Raw genomic sequence first — 14,626 nt, 5'->3', positions numbered from 1 at the left:
CAGTTATGCGTTCACTACGGGCACGAAAGTGCCGCCCTGGGCAAGGCTCTGGGATGCGGCCTCGAGCTGCGCGAGCACGCGGAGGCCCGCCCGCCCGTCGGTGAGCGGCGCGCGCTTCTCGATGATCGCCGCGGCGAACTCCGCCATCACGGCGCGCAGGGCCTCGCCACCCTTGAGGGCGGGCGCCACGGCGTCGCCGATGCGGTAGGAGATGCGGCGTTCCTCGTCGGTCGGCCAGTCGACACCGCGGTCGTAGACGGCCAGCGGCTGCGTCGGGTCCAGGTCGTTCCACACGGCGGTCTTGCCGGAGCCGCCCACGATCATCGTGCGGATCTTGGTGGGGGACAGCCAGTTCACGTGCGCGTGCGCGATCGCCCCGTTGGACAGCTGCACCGAGAGGTACGCCACACAGGCGCGGCCCAGGTTCGCCGGGTCGGAGCCGTGGGCGGCGATGGCGACCGGGCGCACGCCGTCGGGGAGGATCGCGTCGAGGATCGACAGGTCGTGCGGGGCGAGGTCCCACAGCACGTCGATGTCGGGCTGCACGAGACCCAGGTTGATGCGCACCGAGTCGACGTACTGCAGCTCGCCGAGCTCACCGCCGCGCACGAGCTCGCGCAGGTGCTGCACGACCGGCGTGTAGACGAAGGTGTGGTCGAGCATGAGGGTGAGTCCGCGCTGCTCAGCGGCCTCGACCAGCTTCAGGCCGTCGGCGTAGGACGACGCCAGCGGCTTCTCGACGAGCACGTGCTTGCCCGCCTCGATCGCGGCGAGCGCGACGGGGAGGTGGGTGGCGGCGGGGGTGGCCACGGCCACGGCTTCGACCTCGGGGTCGGCCAGCACCTCGTCCAGGGACCCGCTGACCTTCACCGTGCTGTACTTGCCCAGCACCTGCTGGGCGCGCTCCACGTTCAGGTCGCACAGGGTGGTCAACCGGAAGTCCGGGGTCGCCTGGATGTTCCGCACCAGGTTCGGGCCCCAGTAACCGGCGCCGACGACGGCCACACCAACCATCGAGAAGTCCTCTCCAAGATCGGAAAACCCCTGACCAAGGCGCAGACCGATCGGGTCGCGCGGGTACCGCGGTGGTGGCCGGGGCAGTACCCGAGGCAGTGTAGAGGGGTGCCGTTGCAGTACGCTCCGGCCGGGTCGTGCGTGCGACGTGTGACGACCCCGTCCCCCATGTAGCGGCTTCTTTGGAGTTCCGTTGTGACCGATTGGCCAGACGTGTGGCTCATCGTCCCTTGCTACAACGAGGGGCAGGTCATCGAAGAGGTCGTCCGCCACGCGCGCCAGACGTTCCCGAACATCGTGTGCGTCGACGACGGCAGCAAGGACGACTCCGCGCAGGGCATCCGCGCCGGCGGTGCCCACCTCGTGCAGCACCCGGTCAACCTCGGTCAGGGCGCCGCCATCCAGACCGGCATCGAGTACGCCCGCAAGCAGCCGGGCGCCAAGTACTTCGTGACCTTCGACGCCGACGGCCAGCACCGCGTCGAGGACGTCCTCACGATGCTGGAGCGGCTGCGGTCCGAGGACGTCGACATCGTCGTCGGCACGCGCTTCCGCGGCGACGTGCAGGAGAGCGTCCCGCTGATCAAGCGGATCGTGCTGAAGACGGTCGTGCTGCTGAGCCCGCGCACGCGCAAGCTCGGCCTGACCGACGCCCACAACGGGCTGCGCGTCTTCAACAAGAAGGTCGCCGACGAGATGAACATCACCCTCAACGGCATGGGGCACGCGTCGGAGATCGTCGAGCTCATCGCCGTGCGGAACTGGCGGGTGACCGAGGAGCCGGTGACGATCCTCTACACCGAGTACTCGATGTCCAAGGGCCAGTCGCTGATCAACGGCGTCAACATCCTCTTCGACACGATGCTGAAGGGCCGGGCGCACTGACATGCCTATTCAGTACATCCTCGTCCTCCTCGTCGCGGGCCTGCTGATCCTCTTCGTGCGCAAGCGGGGCAACGCGAAGTCGGCGGCGAGCGTCAAGCTGGCGTTCATCCTGTTCGTGGTCTTCGGCGTCTACTCGGTGCTCCGGCCGAGCGACCTCACGGTCATCGCCGGCTGGCTCGGCGTCGGCCGCGGCACCGACCTGCTGCTGTACGGCGTGGTCATCGTGTTCACCGCCGCGACCCTGAACACCTACCTGCGGTTCAAGGAGCTCGAGCTGCGCTACGCGCGGCTGGCGAGGGCGATCGCGATCCGCCAGGCCGAGCCGCCGACCGAGGAAGCTGGGAAGTAAGTCATGACCGTCCACTTCGTGGCGCCGTACTACCTCGAGCCGAAGATCCTCTTCGAGATGATCGACAGCGTGTGCGCGCAGACCCGTGACGAGTGGCTGCTCACGGTCGTCGACGACCAGTACCCCGGCACCGCGGCCGAGGACTACATCAGGGAGATCGGCGACCCGCGCATCGAGTACGTGCGCAACGAGGTCAACCTGGGCGCGACGGAGAACGTCACCAGGTCCATGTCCATGGGCCGGGGCACGTACCTGGTCGTGCTGGGCGCGGACGACGCGCTGGAGCCGAACTACGTCGAGGTCGTGCTCGGCATGTTCGAGCGGCACCCGAACGCGATCATGGCCCACCCCGGCGTGATCGTGGTCGACGACAACAGCAAGCCGCACGACCCGCTGCCGCTGGCCGACCGCGTGAAGGTCTTCGCGGGCCGCAACGCGTGGAAGCAGCGCGAGCTGGACGGCCCCGAGGCGCTGGCCAGCCTGATGAACGGCAACTGGCTGTACGTGCCGGCCATGGCCTTCCGCCAGGACGTCGTCGCGGGCACCACCATCCGCCACGACTTCGGCTCGATCGGCGACCTCGGCTGGGTCACGGACCTGCTGCTGGAGGGTGGCACCCTGGCGCTCGACCCGACGCCGGTGTTCCGCTACCGCCGCCACATGGCGAGCCACTCGTCCAACCACGCCAAGGACGTCATCCGGTTCGACGAGGAGAAGCACTTCTACCTCGACGCCGCGAAGCGCCTGGAGGCGAAGGGCTGGACGAAGGCGGCCCGCGCGGCCCGCCTGCACGTCTTCAGCCGCCTGCACGCGATGCAGTCCGCTCTGGACGCCCTCAAGGGTGGCGACGTGAAGCGGACGATGGCGCTGGCCAAGCGCGGCTTGAGCTGACCCGCTCCGCACGCTGAACGCCGAAGCGGCCCCCGTCACCGACGGGGGCCGCTTCGTGTTCGGGTCGTTCTCAGCGTTCGGCGGCGGCGACCGCGTCGCTGCGCTGCTGCGCCGCGGCGGACAACCGGAAGAAGCTGACCAAGATCACGAGCAGCGTCAGCGCCGGCCCCACGACCTGCGCGGCGGCCGCCATCGTGGGCACGTCCCCCGGCAGCAGCGCGAAGCCGAACGTCGACGCGGTGCCGATGGCCCACGCGATCGTGATGGTGCGGTCGTGGCCCATCGCGACGAGCGCCGGTTGCACGGCGAACACGCCGATGAGCACCACCGTGCCGAACGCCAGCAGGCCCATGACCAGCGCGGTCAGCGTCGAGGTGTCGGTGGCCATGAACACCCGCAGCACCCACGAGCCGACCAGCACGAACAGCACGGAGTAGACGAGGCCCACCGCCGTGACCGCGCCGAGCGTCAGCATGATGCGGCGCTTGACGAAGGCGAAGTCGCCCCTGGTCACGGCGGCCGTGAGGGCGGGCAGCAACATCGTCTGCACCGGGAAGAACGCGAGCTGCGGGATGCGGGCGACCACCACGGCCTGGGCGAACGCCAGCGCCACCACGCTGCCCTCGCCGAGGCGGGAGGACACCATCAGCGGCGCGAGGTTCGGCAGCAGCTGGGCCAGCAGGCTGGCCGTCGCGAGCGCGGCGAGCGCCTTGGTCAGCAGCGGCACCTCGCCGGGGACGCGGTCGTCGCCCCCGCTCGGGGCGGCGCGCAGCCACAGCAGGCCGGCACCCACGGCGACCAGCGAGCTCGCGAGGTAGCCGATGCCGAAGACCCACGCCGACGACACGTGCCCGAACACCAGCAGCGACACGACCACGATCCGCGCGCCGCCCTCGACCATCAGCGACACGGCGTAGCCGGTGAACCGCTGCAGGCCGCCGAGCGCGCCGCGGACGATGCTCAGCGCCGCGAGGATCGCCGGGGTGGCCAGGACCCCCAGGAACAGGCACCAGTCGCCGTACAGGGTGTTGGGCAGCAGGTACGGCGACATCAGCAGCAGGCCCGCCATCACGACGCCCACGAGCGCCGCGCCGCCGATGCACGTCTTGCGCACGACCGGGCGCAGCGCGTGCCCGGAGGCGACGGCCGCGCTCACCGACCGGCTGGTGACCTGTTCCAGCGCGAAGAAGATGCCGGGACCGACCACGTTGACCACGAAGTAGAAGTTCGTCGCGCGCAGCGCCTCGCTCGTCACGAGCGTGCGGCTGGTCAGCGTGACGAACAGGTACCCGGCCAGGCCGAAGACGCCGAGCCCGGCCGCCATCAGGACAGGAGGGCTGAGCAGCTTGGGACGTACCGAGGACAGCACCCGGCCACCTTAGACAGTGCCCGCGCACGCCTGAGCGGAAGGCGGCGCTGAGGGGGCGTCGGCAGCGGTGGCCGCCGTCACGGCTACCCTCTTGTGGGTGAGCTTCGCAGGTTATGACCTGATTGTCGTCGGTTCCGGGTTCTTCGGTCTCACGGTCGCCGAGCGCACCGCGTCCCAGCTGAACAAGCGGGTCCTGGTGCTCGATCGTCGTGACCACATCGGTGGTAACGCCTACTCCGAGGCGGAGCCCGAGACAGGGATCGAGGTGCACCGCTACGGCGCGCACCTGTTCCACACGTCCAACAAGCGCGTGTGGGAGTACGTGAACCAGTTCACCGAGTTCACCGGCTACCAGCACCGCGTGTTCGCGATGCACAACGGTCAGGCGTACCAGTTCCCGATGGGCCTGGGCCTGCTCTCGCAGTTCGTCGGCCGGTACATGTCGCCGGAGGACGCGAAGGCCTACATCGCCGAGCAGTCCGCGGAGATCGACACCAAGGACGCGAAGAACCTCGAGGAGAAGGCGATCTCGCTGATCGGCCGCCCCCTCTACGAGGCGTTCATCAAGGCCTACACGCAGAAGCAGTGGCAGACCGACCCGAAGGAGCTGCCCGCGGCGGTCATCACCCGCCTGCCGGTGCGCTACACCTTCGACAACCGCTACTTCAACGACACCTACGAGGGCCTGCCGGTCGACGGCTACACCGCGTGGCTCGAGAAGATGGCGGACCACCCGAACATCGACGTGAAGCTGTCGACGGACTTCTTCGACGTGCGCGACGAGATCCCCGCGGGCACGCCGATCGTCTACACCGGCCCGCTGGACCGGTACTTCGACTACTCCGAGGGCTGGCTGGGCTGGCGGACGCTCGACTTCGAGCAGGAAGTCCTGCCGATCGGCGACTTCCAGGGCACGCCGGTCATGAACTACAACGACGCGGACGTCCCGTACACCCGCATCCACGAGTTCCGGCACTTCCACCCCGAGCGCGACACCTACCCGTCGGACAAGACGGTCATCGTCCGCGAGTTCTCCCGGTCGGCGGAGAAGGACGACGAGCCGTACTACCCGATCAACACGGCCGAGGACCGCGAGAAGCTCGAGCGCTACCGCGAGCTCGCGAAGGCCGAAGCCGCGGAGAAGAACGTGATCTTCGGCGGCCGCCTCGGCACGTACAAGTACCTCGACATGCACATGGCGATCGGTTCCGCGCTGAGCGTGTTCGACAACAAGATCGCCCCGCACCTCAGCGGGGGCGCCGCGCTCGACGGTTCACTCGACTGATGTGATTAGCCCGCCTGACCTGCGGTAACCTGTGGTTCAGGCGGGCTTTTCCGTGCCCATCTCCTACCATGCAACCCGACGGCACGCACGCCGCGTTCACCTGGTGTGGCAGGTGCCGTCGTCGCCATCGACTGAGCTGACTCGAACCGTCGACGCACCCGTGGCGGTTCGCCGGAGGAAGCACGTGACTGAGCAGGCCAAGGCCAAGGCCGCCGTTAAGACGATCGACCCGACGAAGGTCCTCCAGCGCGTGATCCTGCCGCGCGACGAGGACCCGCTCGACGTCCGACCGCTGTACCTCGACGAGCCCGAGCACGTGCACAGCCACGTGTCCTCGCGCCAGGCGGTCACCATCCCGCAGTCCGCGCGGGTCTCGTTCGCCTCGTACTTCAACGCGTTCCCCGCTGCCTACTGGCGGCGCTGGACGGTCATCGACGACGTCGTGCTGCGCATGTCCGTGCGCGGCGCCGGCCGCATCGACGTCTACCGCTCCAAGCCCAGCGGCGACATCGTGCACCTCGAAGGCACCACGGTCCGCAGCCCCAAGACCGCGACCGAGGTCACCTTCAAGATCAACCTGAAGCCGTACGAGGACGGCGGCTGGATCTGGTTCGACGTCTTCACCGACGACTCGACGCTGGAGATCGACCACGCGGCGTGGACCACCGAGCAGGACCTGCCCGCGCAGAAGGTCGCCATCGGCATGACGACCATGCGCCCGGTCGACGCGGTCATCGCGCTGCGCACGCTCGGCGAGGACCCGGCCGTGCTCGACGTCGTGCAGAAGGTCTTCGTCGCCGACCAGGGCGCCGTGAAGGTCCGCGACACCGAGGGCTTCGCCGAGGCCGCCGCGGTGCTGGGCGACCGCCTGGAGGTCATCGAGCAGGAGAACCTCGGCGGCTCCGGCGGCTTCACCCGCGGCCTGTACGAGGCGATCGAGCACACCGACGTCGACCAGATCATGCTCATGGACGACGACATCCGCCTGGAGCCGGACGCGCTGCTGCGGTCCAACGCGTTCGCGCGCGCCGCCGCCCAGCCGGTCATCGTCGGCAGCCACATGCTGAACCTGCAGGCCCGCTCCCGGCTGCACAGCATGGGCGAGGTCGTCGACCTGGGCACCTGCTTCTGGCGGGCCGCCCCCGGCGCGCTCACCGACCACGACTTCGGCGCGTCCTCGCTGCGGGAGACCGCGGAGATGCACACCCGCATCGACTCGACCTACAACGGCTGGTGGATGTGCCTGTTCCCGCGTGAGGTCGTGCAGCGCACCGGCTACCCGCTGCCGCTGTTCATCAAGTGGGACGACGCGGAGTACTCGCTGCGCGCGCTCGACCGCGGCTACCCGACGGTGTCGCTGCCCGGCTCGGCCGTGTGGCACATGCCGTGGACGGACAAGAACGACGCCACCGACTGGCAGGCGTACTTCCACACCCGCAACCGGCTCGTCCTGGCCGCGCTGCACAGCCCGTACGACGTGCGCAAGACGCTGCTCAAGCAGGGTCTGAAGCAGTCGCTGGTGCACCTGCTGTCGATGGAGTACTCGACCGTCGCGATCCAGCAGAAGGCGCTGGAGGACTTCCTCGCGGGCCCGTCGAAGCTGTTCGAGTCGCTGCGCACGGCCCTGCCGGAGATCCGCGAGCTGCGCAAGAACTTCCAGGACGCGCAGACCCTGCCGTCGGCCCGCGAGTTCCCGCCGCCGACCTTCGACATGGTCCGCACCGAGCAGATGCTCAGCAGGCCCTCGAACAAGGTCGTCATGGCCCGCGAGGCCGGCAAGGCCGTGCTGCACAACCTGCGCAGCCCGCAGCCGTCGACCACGGCCCGCCCGCAGGTCAACGTGCCGTCGGCGAACGCGCGCTGGTACCTGCTGGGCAACCTGGACAGCGCGACGGTCTCGCACCCGGACGGCAGCGGTGTCGCGTTCCGCAAGCGCGACCCGAAGGAGTTCCGCGCACTGATGAAGCGCGCGGTCGCCAACTACCGCCGGCTGTCCGCGGAATGGCCGCGGATGCAGAAGATGTACCGCGACGCGCTGCCGGAGCTGACCTCCGTCGAGTCGTGGCGCAAGGTCTTCGAGAACTGATCAGCTGAACGGCGACGGGCCCCGCTGGTGTGCAGCGGGGCCCGTCGCCGTTCTCAGCCCTTCACACCGGTCTCGGTGACCCCGCGCACCAGGAACCGTTGCAGCGCCACGAACACGACCACCAGCGGGGTGATGGACACGGCCGCGGCGAGGAACAGCTGCACGACGTCGATCGACTGCGCGGTCAGGAACGTCGACAGCGCCACCTGCACCGTCCACGAGTCCTGGTCCTGCGCGATCACCAGCGGCCACAGGAACTGGTTCCAGCTCGTCACGAACGCGATCACGCCCAGCGCCGCGAAGAACCCCTTGGAGTTCGGCACGACCACCCGCCAGTACGTGCCCCAGTGTCCGAGCCCGTCGATCCGCGCCGCCTCCTCGACCTCGCGCGGGAAGTTGAGGAAGTACTGCCGGAACAGGAACGTCGTGAACCCGCTGAACAGGCCCGGGATCACCAGCCCGCGCAGGTCGGACACCCAGCCCAGGGTCGACACCACCACGAACGTCGGCACGAACGTCACCGCCGCCGGGATCATCAGCGTCGCGACCACCAGCACCAGCACGACGTTCGAGTAGCGGTACGGGATGCGCGCCAGCCCGTAGCCCGCGAGCCCGCACAGCAGCAGCTGCCCCGCGGTCTGCAGCACCGCCACCACCAGCGAGTTCACCATGCTGCGCAGCAGCGGCACCGCCGGGTTCGCGAAGAGCTCGCCGAAGTTCTCCCAGCGGATCCGCTCCGGCCAGAACGTCCACGTCGGCGCGGTCAGCTCGGCCTCGGTGGCCAACCCGTTGCGCAGCACCAGGTAGAACGGGACCAGGAACAGCACCGCCGCCACCGACAGCGCGAGGTACCGGAGCACCCTCATCGCGTGAACACCCGCCCCTGCACCAACGTGACTCCCGCGATCAGCAACGTCAGGATGACCGCGCCCGCGCTGCCGTGCCCGAAGTCCTGGCCACCGCTGCCCAGCGCCGTGTAGTAGAGGTAGATCAACGGTGGCCGCGCGAACGGCGGGTAGCCGCGGTCGGTGCCCAGCACGTTGTAGAACTCGTCGAACGCCTGGTAGGCCGCGACGAGCAGCAACAGCAGCACCGCCACCGACGTCGTGCGCAGCTGCGGCATCGTGACGTACCGCAACGACTGCCAGCCGCGCGACGCCCCGTCGATCCACGCCGCCTCGTAGAGGTGCTGCGGAATCCGTTGCAGGCCGGCGATGAACAGGATCATGTAGAACCCGAGCTGCAACCACAGCCGCAGCGTCACCAGCACCAGCCAGTACCAGGGCGGTGACGTCGACACCGTCCACGCCACGGGTTCCGCGCCGAACCAGCCCAGCACCGTGTTCGCCAGCCCGAACCGCACCCCGTTGAAGATCGACAGCTTCCACACCAGCGACGCCACGACGTACGAGCACGCCGTCGGCAGGAAGAACACCGACCGGAAGAACGCCTTCATGAAGCTGATCTGGTTGACCAGCAACGCGAGCGCCAGCGCCAGCACGAACGTCAACGGCACGATGAACGCCGCGAACACGCTGAACGTCCCGAGGCTCGCCAGGAACGGCTGGTCGGTCAGCATGTCGGCGTAGTTGCGCAGCCCCACGAACTCCGTCGGCGTCACCGTGTTGCGCGCCTCGAAGAACGACAGCAGCACGCTCCAGCCGATCGGCACGTACACGAACACGAGCAGTCCGGCGGCGAACGGGCCGACGAACAGCCAGAACGCCCTGCCGTGCCTCATCCGTAGAGACGCTTCAGCTCGTCCCGCGCCTTCGCGGCAGCGGCCCGCAGCTCCGCGTCGGCCGGTGCGCCGTCCCGCACGACCCGCGACACCGCGTCGTTGAACGCCGTCCGCATCGTCGAGGTCCAGTCCGGCGGGTTGGACGCCTTCGCGTTGTCCCGCACGAACTTCACCGCGTCGGCGGCCGGTCCGGCCGACAGCTTCGACGCCTTCGCCGCGATGCTGTCGCGCGGCGGGACGTGGAAGCCGTAGCTCAGGTTGAAGTCCTCCTGGTAGTCGGTCCGCTCGACCCACAGCCAGCGCACGAACTCCTTGGCCTCGTCGACCCGCTTCGACTTGGCGTTGACCATCGCGCCGAACGCCCCGACCGGCACGCTCGGCTTCCCGCCGCCGGTGAGCTTCGGGAACGGCAGCACGCCGAAGTCGTCGCCCAGCGCCTTCTGCACGGCGGGCACCGCCCACAGCCCGGTCCACTGCATGGCGACCAGCCCCTGCGTGAACGCGTCCGGCTCCGCCCAGTCCTTCACCGCGCCCAGCAGCAGACCGCCGCTGGTGTAGAGCTCGCGCAGCTTGCCGATCGCCTGCGCCGCCAGCGGGTCGTCGAACCCGACCTGGTGGTCGCGCACGTAGTCGAGGCCCACCGACCACAGCGCGGGCCCGCCCAGCACCGCACCGCCGCCGTCGTTGCCGGCGAAGAGCCCCTTCACCCCGCCGGTCGTGAGCGTGCGGACCGCGGCGACCAGCTCATCCACAGTGGACGGTGGCTGCACCCCGGCCGCGCTGAGCATGCTCTTGCGGTAGAACAACATCTGCATGTCGACGGCCTGCGGGATGCCGTAGAGCTTCCCGTCGACCGTGTGCCCGGCGAGGATCGAGGCGGTGAAGTCGTCCCTGGCGGCACCGAGCACGTCGTCGAGCGGCACGAGCTGACCCGCCCGCACCGAGCTGATCTGCGGGGTGGACTCGAAGACGTCCGGTCCGCCGTCGGACAGCAGGCTCGTCGCGAGCTTGGAGTCGTAGTCGCCGGGGTTCCACTGCACGTCGACGGGGACCTTCCCGTACGACTGGGCGTACCGCTCCACCGCCTGCTGCACACCCGGCTCGCCGTAGGCGTGGTACCACTGCTTGAGGGCCTGGCCGCTACCGCCCCTGCCGGTGTTGGAACCGCACGCGGTGAGCAGCGCCGTCGCGCCTGCCAAGGACAGAAGTCTGCGTCGGGAAATCACCCACCCCGTCTTACTCCGATCACCCGAGGTGCGCGAGGGATTACTCGAAGTGCGCGGCGGAAGCGGCGGTTCCGCCGTCAGCAGCTCACTTGGCGAGCTCGTCCCAGTCGATGCGGTACAGCTGGAACTCCGGGTTGCGGTAGACGGGGGTGAGCCCGTCGACCAGGTCCAGCTTCTGCAGGCCCTCCGCGCGCTTGAACTCCGCGATCATGCCCCAGCCGACCATCACGTACTTCACGTTGAGCGAGCGGATGGCCTCGGCGACCTGCGGGTCCTTGCCGAAGCGGTTGAACCTGTTCAGCAGCAGCTCGCGCTTCGGCGTGGCCACGCTGCCCTGGAAGTGGCCGATCACCGGACGCCGCCCCGAGATCGCGTATGACCACACGGTGCCGTCGCCGCGGTCGTTCATGATGAGCTCGCCGTCCTTGACGATCTTGCCGGTCTCCAGCAGGCCCTGGTGCTCCAGCGGCGTGAGCACCGGGCTGTCGAACGTCCACGTCATGCGGTCGGCGTTGCGCGCCGCGTAACCGTGGCTCTGGCCGAAGTAGCCACCGGCCAGCACCATCGCGACGACCGCGAGCACGGCGATGGCGGTGCGGCGCGACCTGGTCGTCTCCGGCACGCGCTGCAGCACCTTCTCGGTGACCCAGCGCGCCGCGGTCTGCAACGTCCAGCCCGCGGCCAGCGTGGCGGGCAGGATGATCACGGCAGCGAGCCGGAACCGGTCGTTCCACCACGGCGAGGTGATCGTCTGGACCCACGGGGCGTCCAGACCGGCCGCGGCGACGAGCAGGCCGAGGAACAGCGCGTAGCCCGCGACCATCCAGCGCCAGGTGCCGTCGCGCCACAGCAGCAACAGGCCGGCGAGCGTGCACAGCGCCAGCAGCCACTGCGGCCACGGCGCGTCGCTGCCGAACAGGACCGCGTCGCCGAACGCCCGCGAGACCGTGGTGACGGCGGGCCAGTTGTACGCGGCGGTGGCACCGGCCATGCTGCTCGCGCCCAGCAGGTACGCCGAGGCGAGCACGAGGATCGCGACCGCCACCACGGCGAGCCGCGGCAGCTCCCTGCGGACCCACTCGCGCGGGTCGGCGAGCAGCCGTTGCAGCACCAGGAACACGCCGAGCCCGGCGGCGACGAACACCGACGCCGAGTGCGTGGCGGTCAGACCGGCACCCAGGAACGCGACGAGCACCCCGAGCCGGTCGGCGCGGGTGTCGAGCCAGCGCACCAGCACGGCGAAGAACGGCAGCACCATGGCGAGCGCCGCCGCGTACGGGAAGAGCTGCCCCCACTGGTAGAGGTCCCAGGGGTAGTAGGCGAACGACGTGGACACCAGCGCGCTGGCGGCGGCGAACCCCGCGGCGCCACCGAAGGCCCTGACCAGCGCGATCGTGCCCAGCGGGATGGTCAGCGTGGTGGTGACGAGCATGCCCGTGTTGAGGATCCGCGGGATGTCGGCGCCGCTCACGTTGTAGACCAGCGCCTCGAAGCAGTGGTAGGCGTTCGGGTAGAAGCTGCCGCCGGGGTTGTCCGGCGCGTCGATCCAGGCCAGCGCCCGCGGGCTGGAGTTGCCGGTCTCGGCGATGAGCCGGATCGCGTTGCCGTGGAACGGCGCGTCCCAGCCCTGCGGCACGGTGGCCAGCCCGTGCGTGGCGGCGCGCAGCACCAGCACCGCGACGCACGCCGCGACGACGACCGACACGACCACCGTGAGGTGGCCGGACGTGGACCAGGGACCCTGCGGGAAGGTCAGCTCACGGCCGCGGCGGCGCAGCAGGAGCACGACCACGCCCATGACACCGGTGATGACGACGCACCAGACGATGAACGTCCACAGGTTCCACTGCACACCGACCAGCGGGAACAGCGGCGCCGCGATGCCGACGAGGCTCATGGTGACGGCCGGGGCCGCTCCGATGAGCAGCCAGCCCCGCAGACCTGCGGTCGCCGCCAGCGCCAGCCCCGGTACCCAGAGCAGCACTACCGTGACCAGTGCAGCCAACAACGCGACCGCGTCGAGCATGAAATCCCTACACCTTCACCAGGGCGGCGCCGCCCGCGGCCTCACTTGCGGAAGAAGCGTTCCCTCTGGCCCAGCCGCACCAGCTTCAGCCACTCCACGAACCCCTTCGGGTCGCGCTTGACCCCGAGGAAGTACAGCCCGAACCGGAAGACCTCCAGCAGGCCGAGCTTGCGCATGCCGGGCTGCGAGAGCAGGTAGCCCCGGTTGCGGTAGGTGTAGTAGCGCTTGACCGGGTTCTCCGGGTCCTGGGCGTGGAACTTGCCGCCCAGCATCGGCTTGAACTCGTCGGAGCCGTCCGGGTGGACGTACGCGACCCGCAGCGAGGTGCCGAACGGCACGCCCGAGCGCACCAGGCGGCGGTGGATCTCCACCTCGTCGCCGCGGAAGAACAGCCGGTAGTCCGGCACGCCCACGACGTCCAGGGTGGTCGCGCGGAACAGCGCACCGTTGAACAGCGACGCGATGCCCGGCAGGAAGTCGGTGCCCAGCTCGGCGGCCGAGCGCTTCCAGGTCAGCCCGCGGCGCAGGGGGAACGCGAGCTTCTCCGGCCGGTCGATGTTCGTGACGACGGGGGAGATGGCGGCGAGGTTGCGCCGTTCCGCCTCCTCCAGCAGCACCTCCAGCACGTTCTCGTCGGCGGGCCGGCCGTCGTCGTCGGCCAGCCACACCCAGTCGGCACCCAGCGACAACGCGTGCAGCATGCCGAGCGCGAACCCGCCCGCACCGCCGAGGTTGCGGTGCGAGGCGAGGTACGTGGTGGGGAGCGGGCACTGCTCGACCAGGTCGTCGACCGGTTGGTCGGGACCGTTGTCGACGACGACCAGGTGGTCGGGGACGCGCGTCTGGGTCGAGAGCGCCTTCAGCGACTCGGCCAGCAGTTCCCTGCGGTGGCGGGTGACCACCACCGCGACCACGGAGCCCTTGGGCAGTGCCTCGGTGTTCACTGCTTCTCGCCACCATTTCCGCTGAGTACGGGCGCGTCGTGGGAGAGGTGCATGCGCTCGAACGGGTCGTAACCCTTGTACGCGATGAGCACTTCCCTCAGGTCCCCGTGCATTTTGACGTGGCCCTCGTCCATCCAGATCGCGGTGTTGCAGAACTCCGCGAGGAACTCGTCGGAGTGGCTCGCGAACACCAGCAGACCGGAGCGGGCCACGAGGCCCTTGAGGCGGTCGCGGGCCTTGGCCAGGAACGCCGTGTCGACGGCGCCGATGCCCTCGTCCAGCAGCAGGATCTCCGGGTTGATCGACGTGACGACGCCCAGCGCCAGCCGGACGCGCATGCCGGTCGAGTACGTGCGCAACGGCATCGACAGGTAGTCACCGAGCTCGGTGAACTGCGCGATGTCGTCGACCCGCTTCTCCATCTCCTTGCGGCTCATGCCCAGGAACAGACCGCGGATCATGATGTTCTCGTAGCCGGAGATCTCCGGGTCCATGCCGACGCCGAGGTCGAAGACCGGAGCGACCTTGCCGACGATCCGCGACTGGCCGCGGGTCGGCTCGTAGATGCCCGCCAGCAGGCGCAGCAGCGTGGACTTGCCCGCGCCGTTGTGGCCCACCAGGCCGACGCGGTCGCCGTCCTTGAGGGACAGCGTGATGTCGTGCAGTGCCTCGATGATCGGCACCTTGCCCTCGGAGCCGATCTTGCCGCCGACCTTGCCGAGTGCGAGCTTCTTCAGTGAACGGGACTTCGCGTCGAAGATCGGGAAGTCGACCGATGCGTTCCAGACGTCAATGCTGACCATGTCTCGG

Annotated in this window: 13 protein-coding genes; 5 read left to right on the top strand and 8 right to left on the bottom strand. The window is 69.2% G+C overall.

The features are described from left to right. Window positions 1–3: 3 nt before the first annotated feature. On the bottom strand, window positions 4–1,014 hold the full coding sequence (locus tag ACZ7CF_RS13675) for a Gfo/Idh/MocA family protein (RefSeq protein WP_470369707.1): 1,011 nt from the start codon (window positions 1,012–1,014) through the stop codon (window positions 4–6). A 195-nt stretch (window positions 1,015–1,209) separates the two neighbouring features. On the opposite strand from ACZ7CF_RS13675, the gene ACZ7CF_RS13670 reads away from it, so the two are divergent. The 3 genes from ACZ7CF_RS13670 to ACZ7CF_RS13660 are packed head-to-tail and all read left to right on the top strand — an operon-like array spanning window position 1,210 to window position 3,139. Continuing rightward, window positions 1,210–1,899: a glycosyltransferase family 2 protein gene (locus ACZ7CF_RS13670; protein WP_360396962.1), complete on the top strand. Its 690-nt coding sequence runs from the start codon at window positions 1,210–1,212 to the stop codon at window positions 1,897–1,899. Between the two features lies 1 nt (window position 1,900). Continuing rightward, entirely contained in the window at window positions 1,901–2,248 is a 348-nt protein-coding gene (locus tag ACZ7CF_RS13665) for a DUF2304 domain-containing protein (protein ID WP_360396961.1), read from the top strand. Window positions 2,249–2,251: 3 nt separating this feature from the next. Then, window positions 2,252–3,139 (top strand): glycosyltransferase family 2 protein, encoded by an 888-nt coding sequence (locus ACZ7CF_RS13660; protein ID WP_360396960.1) that lies wholly within the window; start codon window positions 2,252–2,254, stop codon window positions 3,137–3,139. Window positions 3,140–3,209: 70 nt separating this feature from the next. On the opposite strand, the gene ACZ7CF_RS13655 is transcribed toward ACZ7CF_RS13660, so the two are convergent. Further along, on the bottom strand, window positions 3,210–4,508 hold the full coding sequence (locus tag ACZ7CF_RS13655) for a hypothetical protein (protein ID WP_470369706.1): 1,299 nt from the start codon (window positions 4,506–4,508) through the stop codon (window positions 3,210–3,212). A gap of 97 nt (window positions 4,509–4,605) precedes the next feature. Here ACZ7CF_RS13655 and glf point away from each other — a divergent pair, with 97 nt between their 5' ends. Together glf and ACZ7CF_RS13645 are read left to right on the top strand one after the other, a co-directional pair. After that, entirely contained in the window at window positions 4,606–5,793 is a 1,188-nt protein-coding gene (gene glf, locus ACZ7CF_RS13650) for a UDP-galactopyranose mutase (RefSeq protein ID WP_360396958.1), read from the top strand. Between the two features lie 184 nt (window positions 5,794–5,977). Beyond that, entirely contained in the window at window positions 5,978–7,879 is a 1,902-nt protein-coding gene (locus ACZ7CF_RS13645) for a glycosyltransferase (RefSeq protein ID WP_458429752.1), read from the top strand. 53 nt (window positions 7,880–7,932) lie between these two features. Here ACZ7CF_RS13645 and ACZ7CF_RS13640 read toward each other — a convergent pair whose 3' ends face one another. The 6 genes from ACZ7CF_RS13640 to wzt all read right to left on the bottom strand — a co-directional run bounded on the left by ACZ7CF_RS13640 (window position 7,933) and on the right by wzt (window position 14,619). Continuing rightward, the gene (locus tag ACZ7CF_RS13640; RefSeq protein ID WP_470369705.1) at window positions 7,933–8,745 is read right to left on the bottom strand and encodes a carbohydrate ABC transporter permease; all 813 of its coding nucleotides are present in this window, start codon (window positions 8,743–8,745) and stop codon (window positions 7,933–7,935) included. Then, window positions 8,742–9,620: a carbohydrate ABC transporter permease gene (locus tag ACZ7CF_RS13635; RefSeq protein WP_360396955.1), complete on the bottom strand. Its 879-nt coding sequence runs from the start codon at window positions 9,618–9,620 to the stop codon at window positions 8,742–8,744. Before ACZ7CF_RS13635 ends, ACZ7CF_RS13640 begins: the two co-directional genes overlap by 4 nt. Beyond that, complete coding sequence (locus tag ACZ7CF_RS13630; RefSeq protein WP_458434267.1) at window positions 9,617–10,825, bottom strand: ABC transporter substrate-binding protein; 1,209 nt, start codon at window positions 10,823–10,825, stop codon at window positions 9,617–9,619. The genes ACZ7CF_RS13635 and ACZ7CF_RS13630 overlap by 4 nt, the downstream gene beginning before the upstream one ends. Before the next feature lie 106 nt (window positions 10,826–10,931). Continuing rightward, complete coding sequence (locus ACZ7CF_RS13625) at window positions 10,932–12,872, bottom strand: DUF6541 family protein (protein WP_470369704.1); 1,941 nt, start codon at window positions 12,870–12,872, stop codon at window positions 10,932–10,934. A 41-nt stretch (window positions 12,873–12,913) separates the two neighbouring features. After that, entirely contained in the window at window positions 12,914–13,816 is a 903-nt protein-coding gene (gene glfT1, locus ACZ7CF_RS13620) for a galactofuranosyltransferase GlfT1 (RefSeq protein WP_360396952.1), read from the bottom strand. Then, window positions 13,813–14,619: a galactan export ABC transporter ATP-binding subunit Wzt/RfbE gene (gene wzt / locus ACZ7CF_RS13615; RefSeq protein WP_360396951.1), complete on the bottom strand. Its 807-nt coding sequence runs from the start codon at window positions 14,617–14,619 to the stop codon at window positions 13,813–13,815. Before wzt ends, glfT1 begins: the two co-directional genes overlap by 4 nt. Window positions 14,620–14,626: the final 7 nt, after the last annotated feature.

The organism is Lentzea sp. NPDC036955 (assembly GCF_055608005.1).
The sequence above is the reverse complement of the archived record's forward strand: the minus strand, read 5'-3'. Positions and strand labels throughout refer to the sequence as shown.